Source organism: Variovorax sp. YR266, assembly GCF_900107295.1.
Taxonomy (GTDB): Bacteria; Pseudomonadota; Gammaproteobacteria; order Burkholderiales; family Burkholderiaceae_C; genus Variovorax.
In genome coordinates this window covers 148,073-164,760 of the sequence record NZ_FNPM01000006.1, presented here as the reverse complement: position 1 = coordinate 164,760, position 16,688 = coordinate 148,073, and the positions used below count along the sequence as shown (strand labels likewise).

The 16,688-nt window shown below is 67.2% G+C and carries 14 protein-coding genes; 7 read left to right on the top strand and 7 right to left on the bottom strand.

Annotated elements, in window-relative coordinates:
* Positions 1-62 precede the first annotated feature (62 nt).
* The 3 genes from BLW48_RS17360 (at position 63) to BLW48_RS17345 (ending at position 3,332) form a co-directional block, all read left to right on the top strand.
* Positions 63-539 carry a MarR family winged helix-turn-helix transcriptional regulator gene (locus BLW48_RS17360; protein WP_093080409.1) on the top strand — a complete coding sequence of 159 codons (477 nt, stop codon included), beginning with the start codon at positions 63-65 and terminating at the stop codon, positions 537-539.
* 288 nt (positions 540-827) lie between these two features.
* Positions 828-1,655 (top strand): alpha/beta fold hydrolase, encoded by an 828-nt coding sequence (locus BLW48_RS17350; RefSeq protein WP_093176573.1) that lies wholly within the window; start codon positions 828-830, stop codon positions 1,653-1,655.
* Between the two features lie 117 nt (positions 1,656-1,772).
* Positions 1,773-3,332, top strand: coding sequence for a cation:proton antiporter (locus BLW48_RS17345; protein ID WP_093176571.1), 1,560 nt, complete (start codon positions 1,773-1,775; stop codon positions 3,330-3,332).
* Positions 3,333-3,342: 10 nt separating this feature from the next.
* Here BLW48_RS17345 and ilvB read toward each other — a convergent pair whose 3' ends face one another.
* Positions 3,343-5,124, bottom strand: a complete 1,782-nt coding sequence (gene ilvB / locus BLW48_RS17340; protein WP_093176570.1) for a biosynthetic-type acetolactate synthase large subunit — start codon at positions 5,122-5,124, stop codon at positions 3,343-3,345.
* Between the two features lie 65 nt (positions 5,125-5,189).
* Here ilvB and BLW48_RS17335 point away from each other — a divergent pair, with 65 nt between their 5' ends.
* Positions 5,190-5,684 carry an Lrp/AsnC family transcriptional regulator gene (locus BLW48_RS17335; RefSeq protein ID WP_177142350.1) on the top strand — a complete coding sequence of 165 codons (495 nt, stop codon included), beginning with the start codon at positions 5,190-5,192 and terminating at the stop codon, positions 5,682-5,684.
* Positions 5,685-5,705: 21 nt separating this feature from the next.
* Here the strand turns inward: BLW48_RS17335 and BLW48_RS17330 are convergent, their stop codons facing one another.
* Positions 5,706-6,704: an OmpA family protein gene (locus BLW48_RS17330; protein ID WP_093176568.1), complete on the bottom strand. Its 999-nt coding sequence runs from the start codon at positions 6,702-6,704 to the stop codon at positions 5,706-5,708.
* A gap of 269 nt (positions 6,705-6,973) precedes the next feature.
* On the opposite strand from BLW48_RS17330, the gene BLW48_RS17325 reads away from it, so the two are divergent.
* Positions 6,974-8,953, top strand: a complete 1,980-nt coding sequence (locus tag BLW48_RS17325; RefSeq protein WP_093080399.1) for a sensor histidine kinase — start codon at positions 6,974-6,976, stop codon at positions 8,951-8,953.
* A 22-nt stretch (positions 8,954-8,975) separates the two neighbouring features.
* Here BLW48_RS17325 and BLW48_RS17320 read toward each other — a convergent pair whose 3' ends face one another.
* Positions 8,976-9,869, bottom strand: coding sequence for a LysR family transcriptional regulator (locus tag BLW48_RS17320; RefSeq protein ID WP_093176567.1), 894 nt, complete (start codon positions 9,867-9,869; stop codon positions 8,976-8,978).
* Positions 9,870-9,958: 89 nt separating this feature from the next.
* On the opposite strand from BLW48_RS17320, the gene BLW48_RS17315 reads away from it, so the two are divergent.
* Positions 9,959-10,735: an NAD(P)H-dependent oxidoreductase gene (locus tag BLW48_RS17315; protein ID WP_093176565.1), complete on the top strand. Its 777-nt coding sequence runs from the start codon at positions 9,959-9,961 to the stop codon at positions 10,733-10,735.
* On the opposite strand, the gene BLW48_RS17310 is transcribed toward BLW48_RS17315, so the two are convergent.
* The 4 genes from BLW48_RS17310 to BLW48_RS17295 all read right to left on the bottom strand — a co-directional run bounded on the left by BLW48_RS17310 (position 10,732) and on the right by BLW48_RS17295 (position 15,648).
* Positions 10,732-12,816: an alpha/beta hydrolase domain-containing protein gene (locus BLW48_RS17310; protein WP_093176563.1), complete on the bottom strand. Its 2,085-nt coding sequence runs from the start codon at positions 12,814-12,816 to the stop codon at positions 10,732-10,734. The genes BLW48_RS17315 and BLW48_RS17310 overlap by 4 nt on opposite strands.
* Positions 12,817-12,880: 64 nt before the next feature.
* A complete protein-coding gene (locus BLW48_RS17305; RefSeq protein ID WP_093176562.1) occupies positions 12,881-13,846 on the bottom strand; it encodes a Bug family tripartite tricarboxylate transporter substrate binding protein in 966 nt (321 codons plus the stop codon).
* A gap of 48 nt (positions 13,847-13,894) precedes the next feature.
* Entirely contained in the window at positions 13,895-14,260 is a 366-nt protein-coding gene (locus tag BLW48_RS17300; protein ID WP_093176560.1) for an AtuA-related protein, read from the bottom strand.
* The gene (locus tag BLW48_RS17295; protein WP_093176559.1) at positions 14,257-15,648 is read right to left on the bottom strand and encodes an acyclic terpene utilization AtuA family protein; all 1,392 of its coding nucleotides are present in this window, start codon (positions 15,646-15,648) and stop codon (positions 14,257-14,259) included. The genes BLW48_RS17300 and BLW48_RS17295 overlap by 4 nt, the downstream gene beginning before the upstream one ends.
* Before the next feature lie 88 nt (positions 15,649-15,736).
* On the opposite strand from BLW48_RS17295, the gene BLW48_RS17290 reads away from it, so the two are divergent.
* Positions 15,737-16,654: a LysR family transcriptional regulator gene (locus BLW48_RS17290; protein ID WP_093176557.1), complete on the top strand. Its 918-nt coding sequence runs from the start codon at positions 15,737-15,739 to the stop codon at positions 16,652-16,654.
* Positions 16,655-16,688: the final 34 nt, after the last annotated feature.

Below are 16,688 nucleotides of genomic sequence, written 5' to 3'. Positions count from 1 at the left end.
GGGTTCGCGCGGCCGGAGAAATATTGCTTGCCATTAGATCGTATGCGATCTAATATTCGCCCATGCCTGCCAAGCGCTCCACCGCCCAACCCGTCGACGCCCCTGCGAGCAATTCACTGGTATTGGACGAACAGCTCTGCTTCGCCGTCTACTCGACGATGTTGAGCCTCAACAAGGTGTACCGCGGCCTGCTGCGCGACTTGGATCTCACCTACCTGCAATACCTTGTCATGCTGGTGCTGTGGGAAAAGGACGAGATCAACGTCTCCGAAATCTGCACCCGCCTGTCGCTCGAGACCACCACCCTCACCCCGCTGCTCAAGCGGCTCGAAGCCCGCGGACTGATCCAGCGCGTGCGTTCGCCCAGGGACGAGCGCCAGGTCATCGTGTCGCTCACGGCGGGTGGCCGCGCGCTGCGCGCCAAGGCGCAGGGGCTGCCGGGTTGCGTCGCGCAGGCCATGGAGTTGTCTCCCGACCAGATCGGCGCGCTGCGCACCCAGTTGCTGGGTCTGCGCGCCAGCCTCGACAGGAACGCGTGATGCGCAGCCGCTTCGCCGTTCCTGTTTTTTCAGGCCAATTACATCGCATGCGATATTAATTCATACGATACAAAACTCATCTCAACCACGTCACTCAAGGAGCGCACCATGTCCGCAAACAGCAAGAACCCCACCGCCACCCCGACCCGCCGCAGCCTGCTGGTCGGTGGCGCTTCCGTCGCAGCCGGAGCCCTCGTGGGGACCGGCTTTTCCCAGGCGGCGTCCGCCGCCTCCACTTCTGCGCCGAACCAAGGCGCCATCCATCGTTCTTTGAAAGGAACACGCACCATGAGCAACACCATCGTCACCAAGGACGGCACGCAGCTGTATTTCAAGGACTGGGGTTCCGGCCAGCCCGTCGTGTTCAGCCACGGCTGGCCGCTGAACTCCGACAGCTGGGAATCGCAGATGCTGTTCCTCGCATCGCAGGGCTATCGCACCGTGGCGCATGACCGCCGCGGCCATGGCCGCTCCAGCCAGCCCTGGAACGGCAACGACATGGACACCTACGCCGACGACCTCGCCACCGTCATCGAGACGCTGGACCTGAAGAACGTGATCCTGGTCGGCTTCTCGACCGGCGGCGGCGAAGTGGCGCGCTACATCGGCCGCCACGGCACCAAGCGGGTGGCCAAGGCCGCGCTGATCTCGGCCGTGCCGCCGCTGATGCTGAAGACCGCCGCCAACCCCGGCGGCCTGCCGATCGAAGTGTTCGACGGCCTGCGCGCCGCGCAGCTCGCGAACCGCTCGCAGTTCTACAAGGACGTGCCCTCGGGTCCCTTCTTCGGCTTCAACCGCCCCGGAGCCAAGGTGTCGCAGGGCCTCATCGACTCGTGGTGGGCGCAGGGCATGGCGGGCGGCCACAAGAACACCTACGACTCGATCAAGGCGTTCTCGGAAACCGACTTCACCGAAGACCTGAAGAAGTTCGACGTGCCCACGCTCATCGTTCACGGCGACGACGACCAGATCGTGCCGATCGGCGCTGCCGGCCTGGCCTCGGCCAAGCTGGTGAAGAACAACAAGCTGATCGTCTACCCCGGCGCACCGCACGGCCTGACCGATACGCACAAGGACAAGTTCAACGCCGACCTGCTGGCGTTCGTGAAGTCCTGATAGTCCCGACAGCCTGATGAAAAGGGGCCCGCAACCGGGCCCCTTTTCTTTTCATCGGGCGTAGATGAATCCACCTCTTAGTATTCGGGGAAAACAACACCCAGACCGAGGGCCTCGATGGACATCTTCGAAAACGTGCTGGTCATGCTGATCGCCGCCTGCCTGCTGTTGCAGCTCTCGCGGCGCCTCGCACTACCCTATCCGTCGATGCTGGCGCTGGCCGGCGTGTGCCTGGGCGCGATGCCCTGGGTGCCGCACATCAGCCTCGACCCGCACTTGGCGCTGGCGCTCTTCATCGCGCCTGCCCTCCTCGATTCAGCCTTCGACATCTCACCGCGCGAACTGCGGCGCAACTGGATGCCGCTGATCTCGCTGGTGCTGGTGGCGGTGCTGCTGACCACGGCGGTGGTCGCATGGGCCGGCTGGGCTTTCGCGGGCCTGCCGCTGGCGGCCGCGATCACGCTCGGCGCCATCGTCGCGCCGCCCGACGCTGTGGCCGCGGCTGCGGTGATGCAGCAGTTCCGCATTCCGCGGCGCACGCTGTCGATCATCAACGGCGAGAGCCTGCTCAACGACGCGGTGGCGCTGCTGGTGTTCGGCGTGGCGGTGTCGGCGGCCGGCGCCGCGCACGTGCCCATGACGAGTTCGCTGCCGATGCTGCTGGTCGCGGTGCCGGGCGGTGCGCTGGTCGGCTTCGCGTTCGCCAAGCTCAACATCCACTTCGGCTCGCCGCTCTTCGCGGGCACGCGCTCGGCCATCATCTTCCAGTTCGTGATGACCTTCGGCGCGTGGATCGTGGCCGAGCGGCTGCACCTGTCGCCGATCATCTCGGTGGTTGCCTTCGGCATGACGCTGGGGCAGTTCGCGCCAAAGCACCATGCGCCGCGCGACCGCGTGCACTCCTACGCGGTGTGGGGCGCGGTGGTGTTCACGCTCAACGTGCTGGCCTTCTTCCTGATGGGGCTGCAAGCACGCAGCATCCTCGAAAGGCTGTCGGGGCCGCAGCTGGTGCATGCCCTGCAGTTCGCCGGCCTCGTGCTGGTGCTGGTCATCGCGGTGCGGGTGGTCTGGGTGCAGATCTACGGGGCCGCGATGCGCACGTACAAGCTGCGCCTGATCGCCCAGGGGCACGACATTCCCGTGCCGTCCAGGCGCATCGGGTTGCTGGTCGGCTGGTCGGGCATGCGCGGGCTGGTGACGATGGCCACGGCCTTCGCGCTGCCGGCGGATTTTCCGGGGCGCGACCTCATCGTGCTCAGCGCGTTCGCGGTCGTGCTGGGCACGCTGGTGATCCAGGGCTTCACCATCGGGCCGCTGATCAGGGCATTGAAGATCGAGCCCGACGCGTCGCTCGACAAGGAGGTGTCGCTCGCGCGCACCGCGATGATGGACGCGGCGCTGTCGGCCCTCGAAGCCGAAGAAAGCCGCGAGGCCGACGCCGTGCGCGACGAATACCGCGCGGCGCGCGTGCTGGCGCAAGACGAGCGCCAGCCGCAGGCGAAGACGGCGCACGACCGGCTACGCGCCGTGGCCATCCGCGCGCAACGGCAGGCGCTCGAAGCACTGCGCCACAGCGGGCAGATCGAGGACGACGCCTACCACCAGCTGGAAGAAGAGATGGACTGGGCCGAGCTCAACGCCATTCCCGCGAACGACGTGCGCCTGCAGAGCGTCTAGAACCCTGCGCTCAGGATTCCTCGTACCACCTGTCCTTCGCCAGCATCACCCGGTGGTGCCCGTGCCCCGAGGGCATCATCGGAAAGCAGTTCTCCTGCGCCGCCACCTGCACGTCGAGAAAGAACGGCCCCTGGCTCGCCAGGCATTCGGCCAGCGCGTCTTCCAGCTCGGCCGGGTCCGACACCCGCCGCGCGCCCCAGCCGAAGGCCTTGGCCAGCGCCACGAAGTCGGGCAGCGCCTCGTTCCAGCTGTGGCTCAGGCGGTTGCCGTGGTTCAGCTCCTGCCATTGCCGCACCATGCCCATGTAGCCGTTGTTGCACAGCACCAGCTTCACCGGCACGCGGTGCTGCACGGCAGTGGAGAGCTCCTGGATGTTCATAAGCACCGAGGCATCGCCGCTCACGCACACGGTCAGCGCTTCGGGGTGGCCGATCTGCGCGCCGATGGCGGCGGGCAGGCCGTAGCCCATGGTCCCTGCCCCGCCCGAGGTGAGCCAGTGGCGCGGGCTGTCGAAGCGCAGGTACTGCGCGGCCCACATCTGGTGCTGGCCCACGTCGGTCGACACGATGGCATTGCGACCGCCGATGGCGCTCTGCAGCGACGACATCAGCTGCTGCGGCAGGATCGAGTCCTCGCGCGCTTCGAAGGCCAGGCAGTCTTCCGCGCGCCAGCGCTCGATGCGCGCCCACCACGGTGCGAGGCGCTCGGGCGCGAAGCCCTCCGCTGGCAGCAGCGCCAGCAGGCCTTCGAGGATCACCTCGCAGTCGCCCACCATCGGCACGTCCACGCGCACCACCTTGTTGATGCTGCCAGGGTCGATGTCGATGTGGATCTTGCGTGCATGCGGACAGAACTCATCGAGCTTGCCGGTCACGCGGTCGTCGAAGCGCGCGCCGACGCACACCACGAGGTCGGCCTCGTGCATTGCGAGGTTGGCTTCGAGCATGCCGTGCATGCCCAGCATGCCAATGAACTTCGGGTCGGATGCGGGGAACGCGCCCAGCCCCATCAGCGTGAGCGTGCACGGTGCGTGCAGCAGGTTCACGAGCTTCGCAAAGGCCTCGCACGCGGCAGGCCCCGAATTGACCAGCCCGCCGCCGCCGTAGATGACGGGCCGGCGCGCGGTCGAGAGCAGGTCGGCCGCGCGCTGCATCATGGCCTTGGGCGGCAGCGCCATGCGGCTCGTGCGCAAGGCGCGCAGCGGCGCTGGCTCGGGGGCGTGGCCCAGGCGGTCGAGCTGGATGTCCTTCGGCACGTCGAGCAGCACTGGCCCGGGGCGGCCGGTGGTAGCGATCTCCAGCGCGCGGCGCACCAGCGAGGGCACGTCGTCGGCCGAGCGCACCTGCCGGTTCCACTTGGTCACCGAACGCGACATGCCCAGCGCATCGCTCTCCTGGAACGCCTGCGTACCGATGACGGCCGTTGCCACCTGCCCGCTGATGCAAAGCACCGGCACCGAATCGCTCATGGCGTCGAGCAGCCCGGTGATCGTGTTGCCCACGCCCGGCCCCGAAGTGACCAGCACCACGCCCACGCGGCCGGTGCTGCGCGCATAGCCTTCGGCCGCATGCATGGCCGCCTGCTCGTGGCGCACCAGCACATGGCGCAGCCGCGGCTCGCCGTGCAGCGCGTCGTACAGCGGCAGCGCCGCGCCGCCGGGGTAGCCGAAGATGGTGTCGACGCCGCACTCGACCAGCGTGTCGAGCAGGGCTTCGGCGCCGTTGCGAATGCGCGCTGGCGTTTCCGGGTGAAGAGAGAGGGAGGGCGTGAGGGGTAGGTCGAGCAGTCGCATGCCGTCAATTCTTCCGGTTCGGGAGCAAAATATGCTTCTTTCTTTTGGCTCTTTAAGCTCGATTAATGAAAACCAATCGGCAAACACCCGGCGACAACGAAGGATCTTTTGACAAGACCGACCTGGCGATCCTGCGCGTGCTGCTGCTCGACTCGCGCAAGACCCTGCAGGAGATCGGCAACGAGGTCGGCCTGTCGCCCACCAGTTGCTGGACGCGCATCAAGAAGCTCGAAGCCTCTGGCGTCATCAAGCGCTACACGGTCGACGTGGACCCGGCCAAGCTCGGCTATCACGACTCGGTGATCGTGCAGGTCACGCTCGAAAGCCACACCGACGAGACCCTGTACGACTTCGGCCGCGTGCTCGCGACCATTCCCGAGATACAGGAGGCCTATCTGGTGTCGGGCGACTACGACTACTACATCCGCATCGCCGTGCGCGACACGCGCGACTACGAGCGGCTGCTGCGCGAAAAGCTCTACAAGATCCCGGGCATCCGGCACAGCAAGTCGCACTTCGTGCTGCGCGTGCTGAAGGAAACCAGCGTGCCGGTCATCTGAGGGCGGTGCGAGCAAGCTCCTTCAGAGGCGGATCAGTTCCACCCGCCGGTTCTTCGCCCGCCCCGCCTCGTTGTCGTTGGGCGCCACCGGCTCTGACGCGCCCGCACCGCGCGTGGTGAAGCGGCGCGGGTCCACCCCAGCCTTCACCAGCACCGCGATCACCGCCAGCGCGCGGCGCTTCGACAGATCGTCGTTGTGCTTCGCCTCGCCCTGCGCATCGGTGTGCCCCACCACCGACAGCTTCAACGGCGGGTTGCTGCGCATCAGCTTGGTCATCTCGTCGAGCGTGGGCTGCGACTCGGGGCGGATGATGTCCTTGTCGAGGTCGAACAGGATGCCGTAGAGATTGACGCGCCCCGTCTCCGCCAGGCTCTTCTGCATGGCCGTCGCGTCGACAAACACGATCTTGTTGTCTTCCATCGCCTTGCTCTCGACCACGCGCACGAAGGCGTGATTGCCGACATCGGCGTTGTGCTCGGCCAGCGCGATGCTGGCGTAGACGGTGCCCGTGGGCCCGGTCTTCTTCGCCAGCAGGTAGCGGCCGCTCACCGAAAAATAGTTGCGCGCGTAGTCGCCGCGGCTGCCCAGGCGCGGCCACTCGGGGTCGTCGAAGGCCAGCGCGAAGTCGTAGGGCGTGTTGGTGTCCACGCTGCCCGGCCGCGGCTTGTAGCAGGAGGCGTTGGCCGTGCCGCAGGTAAACAGCACCTCGAAGCCCTTGGCCTTCAGGCTGGACTCGTAGTTGCGCTGCACTTCGAGGAGCGAACGGTCCTTCGGCAGCTTGTAGAGGTAGAGCGTCACCTTGCCCTCGACCTTGAGCAGGTCGGGCTTGCCGCCGGCCCAGTTCTGGAACGGCTCCTTGATGAGGCCGACCTCGTCGTAGGCGGCGGCCTTGTAGCCGTCGAGCACCGCGCCCTCGTAGCGGCCAACCAGCGGGTGGTCCTTGGCGGGCTCGGCGGCACCCGTGGCGAGCGAAAGCAATGCCATGCCGGCGAGGCTGGCCAGGAACGCGAGCGTTTTCATCGGTGCATCGGGCAGAGTGCGGCAAGAGCGGCGACGCGCTCCATGCTAGGGCGCGAGGCCGCCGCTGTGCATTCGACGGACGGCCTATGCCATTCAAGAATTTGCGGCAAGTTGCCTGGTTTGGCCGGAAAGGCTGGGCGAGGACATAATTGCGCCCGCCCGCGTGAGCGGGAGTCTGGGCTCGTCAAAAGATGGCTACAGCACGGTGCCGGCAATCGTCCGGCGCATCCACAGCACGCGAAAAGTGATTTCCGAGGCAGAAGCGATCTATGAGGCTAGGCAGCAAAGGCTGTTGGCGAATCAGCCGGTGGATCGCAAGGCTTTGGCTGGCCCTGCCGCTGGCCTTCCTGTCGTTTGCGTACGCCGATGAACTCCCGGCGGATGCGGTGCCGCAGCACGACGGCCCTGTCCACATCACGCAGGCCGAGTTGCTCTCGGTTTCCGGCACAGGCTATTCCGCACCTCCGCGGCATATCGTGGACGCCGCGCTGCCAACCGATGGCTGGAAGACTGTCAGCCTCCCCCACACAGCCCGGCGCGAACTGGTGCCCAATGCGTCGAGCGGCGAGCGAACCGTCACCGACTGGTACCGCATCGAACTGTCCGGGCTGACGCCGAAGACGCAGCAGCAGCTTCTCTACCTCCCACGCTGGAAAACCCTGGGCAACATCGCGGTGTACGGCGACGGCGTGCTGCTCTACCAGTCGCATGGCAGCCCCATCCACAACGGCTACAACCATCCGCTCCTGCTGCCGTTGAACGCGACCGCCAATACACCCGCCCCGGCATCTGTGCTGATTCGCGTCGACCGCCTGCGCAACAGCGGCAGCGGCTTTTCGACCCTGTGGGTGGGCGACGAGGAATCGCTGAGCTGGCGCTACCAGATCCGCCAGTTGCTCCAGGTGCAGTTGCCCTTCATGGGCAGCGCCGCGTTCCTGGCGGTTGGCGCATTCGCGTTCGCGGTGTGGCTGTTCAAGAGGCGCGAATCGCTCTACCTGCTGTTCTTTGCCATCTCGGCGCTCGCCTTCCTGCGCACGCTTCACTACTACGCGGGCGGCAGCTTCATCCCGATTTCGGACGACTGGTTCGAATGGATGACAGTGGCCAGCCTGCTCTGGCTGATCGTCCTCATCCACCTGTTCTTGCAGCGCCTGCACCAGCAGCCATCACCCTGGCTGACCCGTGTGTCGGTGACCCTGGCGCTGGCCTGCAATATCGCAACGCTGCCCCATGTGTCGACGGATATCGTCAGTCTCTACCTGTTCACGCCCCTGCTCAACCTGATGGTGCTGCCCGTCGCGGTGACGATCTTTGCGGTGAACCTGCGCAAGGCGCTGCGCGCGCAACTGCCCGAGGGACGACTGGTGGCGGGCTGGACTGTCTTCGCCGTCGCATTCACTTCCTATGACGGGCTTCTGCAGAACAACCTGGTCAGCCCGGAGGCCGTGTACACCTCTCCCTACGCCATCATCAGCCTGTTCTTCGTCTTCTCGTACATCATGTTCCAGCGCTACACAGGCGCGTTCGCCGAAGTGGCCCGGCTGAACAAGGGACTGGCCCAGCGCCTGCAGGCGCGCGAAGCCGAGCTGGAGCAAAGCTACCAGCGGCTGCGCGTGATCGAGAACCAGCACATGCTCAATGCCGAGCGCCGCCGCCTCATGCAGGACATGCACGACGGGCTGGGCTCTTCGCTGATCAGCGCCATCCGCTCGGTGGAGCGAGGCGCCATGAGCGAGGCCGAGATTTCCCGCGTGCTCAAGGGCTGCATGGAAGACCTGAGGCTGGTGATCGACTCCATGGAAAACGTGGAAGCCGACCTGCTGCTCCTGCTGGCAACCATGCGCTTTCGCCTCGCGCCGCGCATCGAGAGCGCCGGCATCACGCTGCAATGGGAAGTGCAACCCGTGCCCTCGCTGCCCTGGCTGGACCCGGACGGCGCGCTGCACATCCTGCGCATCGTGCAGGAATGCGTGGCCAACGTGCTGCGCCACACGCGGGCCACCGTCATCTGCGTGAGCACCGCGACGGTCGATGAAGGCGTGAACGTGGTGATCGAAGACAACGGCGAAGGCTTCGACGTGGAAGAGGCCCTGCGCCGAAGCGGACGGGGGCTGCGCAACCAGCAGCGGCGCGCGCAGGTGATCGGTGGCACGGTGAGCTGGCAGTCCGGCAGCACGGGGACGCGCTTCACGCTGTGGCTACCGCTGCACCGCAAGGCCGAAACCGACAAGGCCATCAGCGCTTTCTGAGCCCGCCCCTTCCGAGCCCGGCTCAGAGGCTCGCAACGATCTGCTCGCGCAGCCACTTGTGCGCCGGGTCGCGGTGCCGGCGCTCGTGCCAGAGCATCGCCATCTCGTAGCCGGGCACTTCGAGCGGCGCCTCCACCATCCGCAGCCCGGCCGCGCCGCGCGCCAGCCGCTCGGGCAGCATCGCGACCATGTCGGTGCTGGCCAGCACCGACATCATGAAGAGGAAGTGCGGCACCGACAGCGCCACGCGCCGCGTCAAACCCTTTTCGGCCAGCGCCTCGTCCGTTGGCCCGGCGAAGCCTCCGCCGGCGAGCGACACCACCACATGCTCCAGCGCGCAGAACTGCGCGAGCGTCGGCCGGCGCTTCAGGCGCGGATGCCCTGCCCGCCCGGCCAGCACGTAGCGTTCGTGGAAGAGCACGCGCGCGTGCAGGCCACGCGGCGCGCCCACGCTGGTGTGAAAGAACAGGTCGACCTCACCGCTCTCCAGCTGCCGCGCCATGCGCGAAGGCACGGCCTCCACCACGGCCAGCCGCGTGTGCGGCGCCGCGGCACGCAGCCCGGCCAGCGCCGGCAGCAGGATGGCCGACTCGGCATAGTCGGCCGCGGCAACGCGCCAGGTGGTGGTCGCCTCGGCCGGATCGAAAGGCCGAGTTGGCGCCACTGCACGGCCCAGCGATTCAAGCGCCTCGCGCAGAGGCTCGCGCAGTTCATCGGCGCGCGCGGTGGGCCGCATGCCGCGCTGCGCGGGCACCAGCAGCGGGTCGTCGAACGCTTCGCGCAGCTTGGCGAGCTGCACGCTCACCGAGGGCTGCGACAGGTTCAACCGCTCGGCCGCACGCGTGACATTGCGCTCGGCCAGCAGCGTGTCGAGCGTGATCAGCAGGTTGAGGTCAAGGCGGCTGAAATTGTTCATGGCAATTCCTGGAATTCAGACTATTCATTTCCAATATATCGCCACGAAGCCTAACCTGAGGGCATCTTCATTCGAACCCTCGTGAAACCGTGAACATCCTTCTGGTACTCGCCCACCCCGAAGCCGCCTCGCTCAATGGCGCGCTCCATCGCTTCATGCTCGAACGCCTGGCGGCTGCGGGCCATTCAGTGCAGGTGTCCGACCTGTACGCCATGCGCTGGAAGCCCGCGCTCGACGCCGACGACTTCCCCGCGCGCGACACCGCCGCGCGCTTCGACCCCGTGCTCGATTCACTTCACGCATTCGAGGCCGGCACGCAAACCGCGGACATCGCCGCCGAACAAGAAAAGCTGCTGTGGGCCGACGCGGTCGTCCTGCAATTTCCGCTGTGGTGGTACTCGATGCCCGCCATCCTCAAGGGCTGGGTCGAGCGTATCTACGCCTATGGCTTTGCCTATGGCCTCGGCGAGCATTCGGACTCGCACTGGGGCGACCGCTTCGGCGAAGGCGTGATGGCCGGCAAGCGCGCGATGCTGGTGGTAACGACCGGCGGCTGGGCATCGCACTACGCGCCGCGCGGCATCAACGGGCCGATGGACGACCTGCTGTTTCCCATCCACCACGGCATCCTCTACTACCCCGGATTCGACGTGCTGCCGCCGTACGTGGTGCATCGCACGCACAAGGTCGACGAGGCTGCCTACGCGCGCATCACCGAGGAACTGGGCCAGAGGCTCGACACGCTGTTCACCACAGACCCGATCCCGTTCCGCCGGCAGAACGCCGGCGACTACGAGATTCCCGCGCTCACCCTGCGCGAACACATCGCGCCGGGCAAGACGGGCTTTGGGGTGCACTCGGCTTAAGGAAGCACCGGGTTGGCAATCGCGCTGGCAATCGCTGCGTCGGCATCCACACGCAGCATGAAGCGCTTCGCCACCAGGTCGTTGGCGGCCGTGGTCACTGCCGCGATGTAGCCCGCCTGATCCACATAGCGCTCCTGCAGCGACGGGCGCGGATCACTTCCGCGCAGCGCCGCCGTCTTGGCAAACGCAAAGTACGACCCGAACAGGCCCGCCTGGTCGATCCTGCCCGGCTGGTTGGTGTAGTTCCAACCGGTGTTCGTGCCCAGCGGCACGGCGACGTCCAGGCTGCGGATGCCCGCGATGTCGTTGCCGTCCGCATCCACCTGCGGCACCAGGATCGCGTAGTCGCGGCCCAGGTAGGCCGGCGGCACCTGCGTGGCGATGCCGCTCTCGTCCTGCGGCCTGTAGTTGGGGCCCCAGTCCAGCAGCGAATAGGTGTTGACCAGCCCCGTGTAGCTCACGCCCGGAATCGCCGGGAACTTGACCTGCTGCGGCCGCACCAGCGTGGTGTCTGCCAGCTTCGGCACCTGGCTGTCGGGCGGTGTCGTGCCCTTGACGACCCAGTCTTCCAGGTTCTGGTACAGCGCGCGCACGACCGGAATCACGCCGGCATTGCCGTTGGTCGCATACAGCGCCCCTGCGCTTGCACCCGGCAGCGACGGGAGGCCCAGCAGATGGTGCGAGCTGGCGTAGTAGTAGATGCGCGCGTTGCCGGGCTGCACGAGGTCGGTCGTGCCCCAGGCATCGGTCAGCAGCGGCGAGCCCTGCAGGGTCCAGAACTCGGTGCCGCTGAAGCCGATGAAGAGCTTGGGACAGGTGCCGCTCGCCTCGCAGCGCGACAGGATGCCGCCGCGCCGCTGCGCCACGTCGTCCACGTAGTCCTTCGAGAGGCCGCGCGTGCCGGCCTGGCCGAAGGCCGTGTGGTCGGCGCGCACGCCACCGCCGCCGCCAGGAATGGAGAAGCGCATGTTGATGTTGGTCTGCCGCGCCGCGATTTGCGCGAACACGCCGTCGAACACCTTCTGGCCCGCACGGTCCTCGTTGAAGCCCAAGTGCACGAAGGTCTTCATGAAGTTGCCGCACTGCGAGACGCCCGAGGCAATGGTGCTCTTGATGGCAGCAGCCACTGGGTTGGCCGTGCCCGCCGCATCGCTCGCGTCGCGGTGGAAGAAGGTGATCATGTCGCGCAGCGCCGCGAGGCCCAGGCCCATGACCTTCGGGTCTTTCGCGATGTAGACCAGTTCGTACAAGTAGGCCGGGTCCCATTTGTCCTTGAGGCAGACGTTCGTCTCGTCGGGCGTGCCGGGGAACGGCGTGGCGGCGCTGCACTTCGCAAACTTCCACTCGCTCGCGGGAATGAGTTGGCGCGCGTCGCCTTCGTTGATGCGGCGAGTGAGCACATAGCCGGGCTTCGTGTTGTCGAGGCTCGCGGTGGAGTAGGCCTGCATCGCCGCATTGAACGGGCCACCTGGCAGGGGCAGCGAATCGTTGTTCGCTGCGGTAGGCAGCAACTCGGCGCGGTAGGTGCCGGTGATGCTGCTGCCATCGGCGTTCTTCGCGACCGGCACCTTCAGCGTGAGCTTGCCGGGCCCGGCCGGCACGTCGCCCTGCCAGGCGGCCGTCAGGAACACGTAGCCGCGCGAGGCGAAGTACGGATCGAGGCTCACGATGTTGCCGCGGTTCGGCGCGTCGTAGCGCAGCACACCGCTGGCCTTGGTCATGTCCTTCGGCTTGAAGAGCACGAAGTCGGAGGTGTACTCGACCTTGCCGTTGGCATTGAGCGGCGCGAGCGAGAGGTCCTGGATGATGGCGTTGCGAGCGTCCTTCGGATCGACCTCGCCGGTGAAGGTGCCGGTGATCTTCTCGTAGGCGCCCACGCTGCCGAATGTGCCGGGCACGTCTTCGGTCGCCGTGATGGCGAGCTTGTACTTGGGCGCGGTGGCAGTCACGGGCGGTGTGGTGGGTGTCGTGGTGGTGGGCGGTGGCAGCAGCACGCCACCACCTCCGCCGCTTCCACCGCAGGCAGTCAGAAAAAGGGCGGCCGAAGCCACCGTGGCAGCCCAAAGGCTCCAGCGTTTCATGGTTTGTCTCCTTCGTTGTGTGTCTTGTCGCGTTGCGGCGCCGGTCCCCGCTACGGCACGCGGGCTACTCGGCCTCGATGCCGGCCGACTTCACGATGCGACCCCACTTCTGGGACTCGTTGGCCTGGAACTTCGCAAGCTCTTCGGGCGAGGTCGTGAACACCTCGGTGCCGGTCGGCTCGTAGAACGCGGTCTTCGCAGCCTCGCTCTTCGCGGCCTTCACCAGCAGTTCGTTGAGCCGCTTGACCACTGCGGGCGGCGTCTTCGCGGGCGCATAGGCCGCGAACCAGTAGCCCATTTCATAGCCCTTCACGCCGGCCTCGGAGATGGTGGGCACGTCGGGCGCGAGCGGCGAGCGTGCCGAGCTGGAGATGCCCAGCGCGCGCAGCTTGCCGGCCTTGACCTGCGGCAGGCCGGTGGCCGTGTCGGTGATCATCATGTTGATCTGGCTGCCCAGCAGGTCGGTCACGGCGAGCGTGTTGCTCTTGTAGGGCACGTGCAGCAGCTTGATGTCGGCCATCTGCTGCAGCAGCTCGCCCGCCATGCGGCTGGACGAACTGCCGCTGCCGAAGCTGTACTTGCCCGGATCCTTCTTCGCGAGCGCGATGAACTCGGCCACGTTCTTCGCAGGGAACGAGGGATTCACCACCATGATCTGCCCGCCCTTGCCGAGCGCCGCGATGGGCGCGAAGTCTTTCACCGGGTCGTAGGGCAGCTTCTTGAACAGGTGCTCGTTGGCCGCGTGCGTGGTGTTAGTGGTGATGAGCACCGTGTAGCCGTCGGCGGGCGCCTTGGCCACGTTCTGCGAGGCGATGAAGCCGCTGGCGCCGGCCTTGTTGTCGATGATGACGGCCTGCTTCGTCTCCGCCGCGATCTGGTTGCCGAGCGCGCGCGCGATCTGGTCGGTGGCGGTGCCGGCCGCGAAGGGCACGACGAAGGTGATGGCCTTCTCGGGGAAAACCTGCGCATGGCTCAGCAGTGGCATCAGGGCCAGTGCGGCGGTCAGCGCGGTGAGGGGAAATCGTTTCATTGTTTTGTCTCCGGATGGAATGGCTAGGGGAAAAGAAAAGGGCTGCGGCTATGGTCCTGCCAGCAAGTGCACAAGCGCACGAGGCACGCGAACAGGCATGTCGAGCAGCAGGAAGGACAGCGCCTTGCCGTGCGCATCGAGGTTCAGCGCGTCGTTGACGCCGCCGTCCAGCACCGCGTCGAGCACGAAGTTCATCGCATGCAGCTTCGGCAACACGAAGCGCTGCACCTGCGACGGCGCACGGTGGTGGAACTGCGCAGCGACGCGCTCGGGCGTGAGCTGCTCGACCAGCAAGGGATAGAGTTCCGCGTGCCAGGCGATGACACTGATGTTGGAGCGATCGCCCTTGTCGCCGGTGCGGCCGTGCGCGGCGCGATACAGCGACACTTCGACGGTGTCGGTAGTGGTGTTCATGCCAGGGCCTCCTCGCCGAGCAGTTCGAAACGCACAGGCACCGCCTCGCGCGGCAGCAGGCACGACAGCGTGTTGAGCCGCGGCGTGAGCGCGGTGCGCACGCCGCCGCCGCCTGCCGGGCCGCAGGTGTAGAGCGCCATGACCTCGCGCGCCAGTCGCTCGGCCTGCGCGCGATCGGCATGCGTGGCCGCAACGCGCAGGCGCACGTCGCGCAGGCCGGCGTCGGGTGTATCCGCCAGCGCACGGCCCGCGTCGTCGCCCAGGATGCTCAGCGCGCCGATCAGGTCCACGCGCAACGCGAGTCCGGCCAGGCGCTTGCGCAGCACGTCCGCCGCGAGCCGCGCACGGGCCTCGGCGCGCGGCCCCGCATAGGAGATTTCGCCCTCGGCCAGCCAGCCGCCTTCATGGCAAACGTTGACCTTGTAGCGGCCCGGCCGTGCATGGCCGCGCACGCCGGAGAGCGCAACGCGATCCACGCCGGGCAGCGCGTGCACTTCAGCGTCGGCGATATCGGCGACCACGTCGGGCGTCAGGTAGGCCGCAGGGTCGTGCACTTCGTAGAGCAGTTGCTCCTTCACCGTGGCTTCGCTCACGAGGCCGCCGGTGCCGTCGGCCTTGCCGATGGTGCAGCGGCCGTCGGCGTCGATCTCTGCGATGGGGAAGCCCACCGTTTCCAGCCCCGGCACGGTCTTGTAGCCAGGGTCGGCGAAGTAGCCGCCGCACACCTGCGCGCCGCATTCGAGCAGATGCCCCGCCATGGTCGCGCGGCCCAGCCGGTCCCAGTCGTCGGCGCGCCAGCCGAAGTGCGACATGGCCGGGCCAACGGTGAGCGACGGGTCGGCCACGCGCCCGCACACCACGATCTGCGCGCCCGCGTCGAGCGCGGCGGCAATCGGCTCGGCGCCGATGTAGGCATTGGCGCTGACCATGCGCAGCCCTTCCATCTGCGCGCCGAGCGCTTCGTTCAGCAGCGCGCGGTGTTCGGGCCCCGACAGGTCGTCGCCCTCCACCACCGCGATGCGCGGCGCGCTCGCACCCAGTTCGCGCGCCATGCGGGCGATATGCCGGGCGGCGGCGCGCGGGTTGGCGGCGCCGAAGTTGCTCACGATGCGGATGCCATGCGCCAGGCAACGCGCGAGCACGGGGCGCAGCATGTGGTCGAGCAGCGGCTCGTAGCCCGCTTCAGGGTTGTCGCGGCGGCGCAGTTGGGCCAGCGCGAGCGTGCGCTCGGCCAGCGTCTCGAAGATGAGGAAGGCGCGCTGCCCCTTGGGGCCGCTTGCCAGCCGCGCGATCAGCGTGTCGACCACCGGCCCGGCGGCGTCGGTGCGGTCGCCCGAGAAGCCGGCGGCGCAACCTATCAGCAGCGTGGGCGGATCAATGGAGTTCATTGCCGTGCACTGTAGGCAGCGGCCGGTCATCCGTAAAATCGAAAATACGGATCGATTGATCCGCTTTTCAAATAACAAGAGAGACATGATGAGAAAGACGCCCGACCTCTCCACGCGGCAGCTGCGCGCCTTTCTCGCGCTGGCAGAGCACCGCAACTTCACGCGCGCGGCGCAGAGCAGCCATCTCTCGCAGCCCGCGTTCAGCGCGCTGATCCGCACGCTGGAAGACGCAATCGGCACCCGCCTTTTCGACCGCGACACGCGCAGCGTGCAGCTCACGCCCGAAGGCCGGCTGTTCGAGGGCTCCGCGCGCCGGCTGCTCGACGACATGGGCAGCGCCATGGGCGACCTTGCCGACCACGTGGAGCGCCGCAAGGGCCGCGTGCGCGTAGCGGCCCTGCCCTCACTCGCGGCCGGTTGGCTGCCCATGGTGTTCGCAGAATTCATGCAAGCCTGGCCGGGCATCCGCATCGACCTGGACGATGCGTTGTCCGACGCCTGCATCGCGCTGGTGCGCAACGGCCAGGCCGACTTCGCGCTCGCCGCCTCGGGCGCCGGAGGCACGGCAGACAGCGACCTGCGTGCGCGCAAGCTCTGCACCGACCGCTTCCACCTCGTGTGCCGCGCCGACCACCCGCTGGCGCGCGAACCGCGCCTCACGGTGAAGAAGATCGCGCCCCACCCCTTCATCCAGATGGCGCGCAACAGCAGCGTGCGGCAGGCGCTCGACGCGGCGCTGCATCCGCAAAGGCTGAATGCGGTGTTCGAGGTGGAGCACCTGGCCACCGTGATGGGGCTGGTCGAGGCCGGGCTGGGCATCAGCGTGGTGCCTGCGCTCACGCTGTTCCACTTCCAGCGCGAGACGCTGGTAACGCGGCCGCTGCCCCTGCCTTCCCTCACGCGCACGCTCTACATGGTGCAGCGGCGCGAAGGTAGCCTGTCGGTGGCGGCGCAAACGCTGCACGACCTGATCGTCGCGCGGCTGGGGTCGCTGCGGCTGGATTGACGCTGAGCGCCACGCGAGCGCCCAGCCATGCCGA